The organism is Citrobacter sp. wls619 (genome assembly GCF_005281345.1).
Lineage (GTDB): Bacteria > Pseudomonadota > Gammaproteobacteria > Enterobacterales > Enterobacteriaceae > Citrobacter.
Window position 1 is genome coordinate 1 of the sequence record NZ_SZXJ01000063.1, and the last position, 6749, is coordinate 6749.

At 49.3% G+C, this 6749-nt stretch carries 5 protein-coding genes; 1 reads left to right on the forward strand and 4 read right to left on the reverse strand.

Annotated features, from left to right (window positions below; all coding sequences use genetic code 11):
• Positions 1 to 2111 (reverse strand): autotransporter outer membrane beta-barrel domain-containing protein (locus FDX19_RS13635; RefSeq protein ID WP_137383133.1); only part of this gene is annotated, 2111 nt, incomplete at its 3' end.
• 233 nt (positions 2112 to 2344) lie between these two features.
• Positions 2345 to 3397 (reverse strand): 3-deoxy-7-phosphoheptulonate synthase AroG, encoded by a 1053-nt coding sequence (gene aroG / locus FDX19_RS13640; RefSeq protein ID WP_137383134.1) that lies wholly within the window; start codon positions 3395 to 3397, stop codon positions 2345 to 2347.
• A 375-nt stretch (positions 3398 to 3772) separates the two neighbouring features.
• Here aroG and zitB point away from each other — a divergent pair, with 375 nt between their 5' ends.
• A complete protein-coding gene (gene zitB, locus FDX19_RS13645; protein ID WP_137383135.1) occupies positions 3773 to 4714 on the forward strand; it encodes a CDF family zinc transporter ZitB in 942 nt (313 codons plus the stop codon).
• Here zitB and pnuC read toward each other — a convergent pair.
• A complete protein-coding gene (pnuC, locus tag FDX19_RS13650) occupies positions 4711 to 5430 on the reverse strand; it encodes a nicotinamide riboside transporter PnuC (protein WP_137383136.1) in 720 nt (239 codons plus the stop codon). The genes zitB and pnuC overlap by 4 nt on opposite strands.
• A gap of 27 nt (positions 5431 to 5457) precedes the next feature.
• On the reverse strand, positions 5458 to 6501 hold the full coding sequence (gene nadA, locus FDX19_RS13655; protein WP_137383137.1) for a quinolinate synthase NadA: 1044 nt from the start codon (positions 6499 to 6501) through the stop codon (positions 5458 to 5460).
• Positions 6502 to 6749: the final 248 nt, after the last annotated feature.

Genomic DNA, 6749 nt, shown 5'->3' on the forward strand with positions numbered 1-6749 from the left:
CGGTCATAAAGGGTCTGCATTTGCAGATTGCGCGCCATCCACTGGTTACCCAGATAAGCCCCAATATCTGCCCGGTACTGCGGATCTACCGGCGTAACATCACCGCCGTCATCAGGGTCTACCGGCGTAACGGTCTGCGAGCGCAGATACCAGTCCCCGGCGTCTTCATACAAACGGTATTCATACAAACCAATCTGCACCTGGTTCCCCTGGGTGAACATACCATCAGACTGACCACCGACATCGATGACTTCAATACCCTTTGCCGTTAGCGCACCTTCTCCACCTGCGTTACTAACATAAACCGTTGTGCTACCGGCACTATCACCCGTAATGACCAATTTATCCGTTACTGCGTTATCATCACCCAGTTGGGTATTGAGATAAAGATTGCCATTATCGCCGGTATAATTTCCGTTAATTGTCAGCGTATTTCCCACATCTCCGTTCTGACTCATTGCGATATTGCCAGAATTATTCACATCGGTATTCACTACGCCACTGCCGCCAAAGGTTGCCCCAGCTGCTACATTGACAGCACCGGAAGAAGCGGTCATTGACTGCGTATTGGAGTCAGGGACGCCAATAACGCCCGAATCAGCAAGCCACAACGTGCCATCACTTACGTCAGTGGCACCCGCGTAGGTATTTACTCCCGTCAACAACAATGTACCCTGGCCGGTTTTTTTCAGTCCCCCGCTGCCCTGGATAATATTACCTTCAGTTCTGGATACGCCACTATCAACCTCATAGTTCAATATGCCTTCATTGCTGATAACACCCGAGGCCGCATACAGAATGCCACCTGTTTTAATCAGCGTGGTTCCATCGAGCGTCGCATTCTCTGACTCCAGCCACAAGGTACCGCCGCTATTGACAGTCGTATTGATCGCTGTACCGACCCCAGAAAGCTCAACATCGTCATACTTGCCACATCCACCATTTCCACCACAGACCCGCAGCGTTCCACCATTGTTTACCGTTGAGTTTTCAGCAATACCACCAGCAAAAGCTATCTGCTTACCACCGTCATTAATGGTCGCATTAATAGACTTACCCGAATCAATCAATTCAACTCCCAAAGAATTAATAACAGAATCTTCGGCTATTCCAGTTTCATCAATTTCGTTCGTTGCCCCTGCGCTAATTGTCGTATGTTTTGCTATGCCAGCTACATATTGGGTGCTACGGACCCCACTCACAACGGTATCAATTGATGTTCCGTCTTCGTTAACCTGCAAGGAACCACCACTCGTTATCCATACATTTTTCGCCGTATGGTCTGTAATATCAAATGCACCGCCTTCTTCATGGGTACCGGTAACGCTAGCATCTGTTGATACGAGCATCCTCGCATCAGAAAATAACTCAACACCATTGGCTATAGCGTTGCCCAATATATTGATGCCGCCACCTTTAACCGTTATCCCATCAGCCTCACCACCATCATTGATTTGAAGAGTACCTGCATTGACCGTTGTATCTGTTGCGGTAGTATTCTCATATATAGTGAAATAAGAGTCATTGGCGTTCAATATAATATTGTTAGCTAAGCCATTCGCAATACTGAATGCTGTCCCATCCCCGTTCACACCAGAAACCGTTGCATCAGTACCAGACTGGAATGCAGTATTTTCTGCCAATACAACATTTGTTGCCACTGCCGATCCATTTGTATAAAAAAACCCACCATCCGTAAAGGTAATATCGGTGGCCATCCCCCCCGCATTTACAGAAACATTTCCGCCATTACTCGTAATATTAGTAATATCCCCCCCATTCCAGACCGTTATCTGCCCATTGAGTGTAACGGTCGCTCCTGAAGACTGCCCAAAAACATCCTGGCGTCCTCCCGCTATCGCGGTATCTGATGCGTTGCCATAAACTTGCTGATAATCACCCTGATTGAGAATTTCATCGGTAACGAACTCACCAGACTCTACATCTGGCGTATAGCTTGCCAGAACTGAACCAGAGAACATCCCCAGAAGAGATGCCATGCCTACCGCTCTGGCCTGCGCTTTAATACGGCTGTTGCTCTGTGCAAATTCAGAGGCCACAACGTACATATTGCGGGCTGCATTCCAGATTATGTTGAAGTTTTTATTCATTAGTTATGACTTCCCTGTAATATTTTTCAGCAAAAAATTATAACAGTAATTTTGATAATACTGGTGAATAAGGTGCGGAATTAGGAATACATTTATATGTATAAAAATTCATATTCCATACAAATAAAATTTTCATTTGTTATTAATACACAGTGAAATATATTTAGGCGTTATTGATACAAAGATAAAAAAACCGGCCTAATCGCCGGTTTTAATAAGGGAGGAAAATAACTTTAACCGCGGCGCGCTTTTACCGCTTCAGCCAACTGGCGTAACACAGCATCAGTATCTTCCCAGCCAATGCAGGCATCAGTGATGCTCTTGCCGTAGGTCAGCGGTTCACCGCTATCCGGATTCTGATTACCTTCTACCAGATGGCTTTCGATCATCACGCCAATAATCGCTTTTTCGCCCCCAGCAACTTGTCCGCAAACATCTTTCGCGACATCCATCTGCTTTTTGAACTGCTTGCTGGAGTTGGCATGGCTAAAGTCGATCATCACCTGAGCTGAAAGCCCTGCTTTGATCAGACCTTCTTTCACATCGGCAACGTGCTGGGCGCTGTAGTTCGGCTCTTTGCCGCCACGCAGAATGATATGGCAATCGCCATTACCGCTGGTATTCACAATGGCGGAGTGACCCCATTTAGTCACCGACAGGAAACAGTGCGGCGCGCCTGCGGCGTTAATGGCATCAATGGCAACTTTGATGGTGCCATCGGTACCGTTTTTAAAGCCAACCGGACAGGAAAGACCAGACGCCAGCTCACGGTGCACCTGAGACTCAGTGGTACGCGCGCCAATCGCGCCCCAGCTCATCAGATCCGCAAGATATTGCGGGGTGATCATATCGAGGAATTCACCCGCTGCCGGCAATCCGCTGTCATTAATATCCAGCAGCAGTTTACGTGCAATGCGCAGGCCGTCGTTGATCTGGAAACTGTTGTCCATGTGCGGATCGTTGATAAGCCCTTTCCAGCCAACCGTGGTACGCGGTTTTTCAAAGTAAACGCGCATGACAATTTCAAGCTCGCCTTTCAACTCTTCGCGTAGCGCCAGCAGGCGAGCGGCATACTCTTTGGCGGCAGCCGGATCATGAATTGAGCACGGTCCAATAACGACCAACAGGCGATCGTCATTCCCTTTCAGAATTTTATGAATCGCCTTACGGGCATGCGCAACCGTATTTGCGGCATTTTCAGTAGCGGGGAATTTTTCCAGCAGTGCAACCGGGGGTAATAACTCGTTGATCTCTTTAATGCGTAAATCGTCGTTCTGATAATTCATGATTATTCCAGCGTAGCCATACTTATATAAATGAATGCAATACCCCCAATCTATATCTTCAGTCATAAAGTGTAAACGGGGTTTTACAGTACGAACCGTGTTATCCCGGGATTAAGCAAAAAAACGCAAGAATGTAGCGAATAATGAGATCTAAACCGCAAATCCAGGCTGTAATTGCGGATTTTATTATTATTTTCAAAATTCTGTGCTGGCTATCGATGCACATCGTGGATCTTTACCCACCGTACTGTAAGGCAACGGCCACTATTTACGTGGCTGATAACGGGATAATAGGCGCTCTCATTTTTAATTTTATCCCCCCAAAAACGGTATGATGTCATACAGTAAAGGTGAGAATAACAAAGGGATGGCACAATGGCGCACTCACATACTCATACTTCCCCCGACCAGCCAAAGGATAATAACGCCCGTCGACTGCTGTTCGCCTTCTGCATTACAGCGGGGTTCATGCTGGTCGAAGTGGTGGGAGGGATACTTTCAGGCTCGCTGGCGCTGCTGGCTGATGCCGGACATATGCTCACTGACGCCGCAGCGCTGCTTTTTGCTCTGCTGGCGGTACAATTTTCCCGTCGACCGCCAACCATCCGACACACTTTTGGCTGGCTGAGGCTCACGACGCTGGCCGCATTTGTTAACGCTATTGCGTTGGTGGTGATCACGATTTTAATCGTCTGGGAAGCGATTGAGCGCTTCCATACGCCCCGTCCCGTAGCGGGCGGCATGATGATGGTTATCGCCGTTGCGGGTTTACTGGCTAACGTCCTCGCCTTCTGGGTTTTACATCGCGGCAGTGAAGAGAAAAACCTTAACGTCCGTGCCGCAGCGCTGCATGTGATGGGCGATTTGCTGGGCTCGGTCGGCGCGATCATTGCAGCACTGATCATTATCTGGACAGGCTGGACCCCAGCGGACCCTATTCTCTCTATTCTGGTTTCTGTTCTGGTGTTGCGTAGCGCCTGGCGCTTACTGAAAGACAGTGTGAATGAATTACTCGAGGGCGCGCCCCATGCGCTGGATATCGCCGCTCTACAGCGACATCTCAGCCGGGATATCCCCGAAGTTCGCAATGTACACCATGTTCACGTCTGGATGGTGGGTGAAAAACCGGTCATGACGCTGCATGTTCAGGTCGTCCCGCCGCACGATCACGATGCGTTGCTGGAACGCATTCAGCACTTTCTTATTCATCACTATCATATTGAGCACGCGACAATTCAGATGGAATATCAACCATGTAATGGGCCGGACTGTCACCTGTATGAGGGACTGTCCGGCCATTCACATCACCATCACTAATGGGAAAACGCGCGTGAACCCCGTTCGCGCGCGCTGTTAATCCACATCCTGCTGCCGTTCAGGGCGATAACCGTCAGGATCATGTATTCCAGCGACATGGCATACACCCCTTGCAGGGCAAAGATCACGACGCTGATGATGTTAATGATCACCCACAATAGCCAGTTTTCGACGTATTTGCGCGTCATCAGGATCATCGCCACAATCGATAGCACCATCATGCAGGAATCCCAGAACGGGAACGCATCCGGTTGCAATTCAGGTAGCGCGACCTGTAATCCCAGTCCTTGCATGATAGTCACCGCAATGCGGGTGAGGAACGCAAACACCGGATCGATGTATACCGTCATCAGTCCAATTGCCACCACACAAGCCGCCAGCCAGCCCAACGCTTTCGGTAACGGCAGCCAGCGAATTTTAAGTTCAGCCTCATGCTGGCTGGTTTGCCGCGACCAGGCGTACCAGCCATAGATATTGGCGGCAAAAAAGAACACCTGCAGCAACAGGCTGGCGTAGAGTTGGATCTGAAAGAAGATAATCGCAAACAGCGTGACGTTTATCAGACCAAAGAAGTAATTACTGATTTTCTCCATACTGGCGAGGCCAATACACAGTAACCCGGCGATAGTCCCCACCGCTTCAATCCACGACAGATCGTACCCGCCTGCACCGATTGGAATATGTACCAGAATGTTCTGCGTGCTAAAAAAATCCATCTTTTCCCCCAGAGCGAAACGCCGTAATTAAGCTCGTAGTGTAGCCGCAAATTCCAGCATGCGGTTTAACGGCAGCAATGCGCCTTCTCGCAGCGCGGCATCAACATGTATCTCATGAGCCACACCCCCTTGATCAAGTCCCTCAGCAATCGCTTTAAGGCCGTTCATTGCCATCCACGGACAGTGCGCACAGCTACGACACGTTGCACCTTCACCCGCCGTCGGGGCTTCAAGCAGCTCTTTATCCGGAACAGCTTGCTGCATTTTGTAAAAAATACCCCGATCGGTCGCCACAATCAGTTGCTTGTGCGGTAACGATTTAGCAGCGCTGATTAACTGGCTGGTTGAGCCCACCGCATCGGCCATATCAACGATAGACTGAGGAGATTCAGGGTGTACAAGTACGGCAGCGTCAGGATACAGTCCTTTCATGCGGGTTAATGCCTGGGTTTTAAACTCATCGTGAACGATACAAGCCCCCTGCCAGCAAAGAACGTCTGCACCGGTCTGTTTTTGCACGTAGTTGCCCAGGTGCTTGTCCGGGGCCCAGATGATTTTTTCACCTAAACTATCAAGATGCTCAATAAGTTCTACCGCGATACTGGAGGTGACGACCCAGTCCGCACGTGCTTTAACGGCGGCTGAAGTATTGGCGTAAACCACCACGGTACGGTCCGGATGCGCGTCGCAAAATGCGCTGAACGCGTCAATCGGACAGCCCAGATCTAATGAACATTCCGCCTGTAAGGTTGGCATCAGGATAGTCTTTTCCGGGCTGAGAATTTTGGCGGTTTCGCCCATAAACCTCACGCCTGCAACCAGCAACGTAGAGGCCGGATGTTTTGATCCGAAGCGCGCCATCTCCAGCGAATCAGAGATACAGCCGCCGGTTTCTTCAGCCAACTGCTGAATTTCAGGATCGGTGTAATAGTGCGCGACCATGACGGCATCACGCTCTTTCAGCAGACGTTTAATTTTTTCACGATAAAATTGCTTTTCATCCGCACTCAGCGGCGCTGGCTTCGGCGGAAACGGATAAATTGCTGCTTCTGGATCAAATATCACGCTCATCTTGCTTTCTCGTTTTACTGGCTTAACGAAATAACCGAGTAAAAGCGTGACATACGCCATATTCGGTTAGAATTGTTTTGTATGCTAAACAAGATAGCGGATTGGTGTCGAAAAGTCACAAGAATTGCGAGTGATGAATGCCAGATGGCGACTGGCGTCTTATCCGGCCTACATGGGTCGTGTCGTCTGTAGGCCTGATTAGCGAAGCGCATCAGACAGGCAGGTTCGAATCTTATAAATCGCAGATA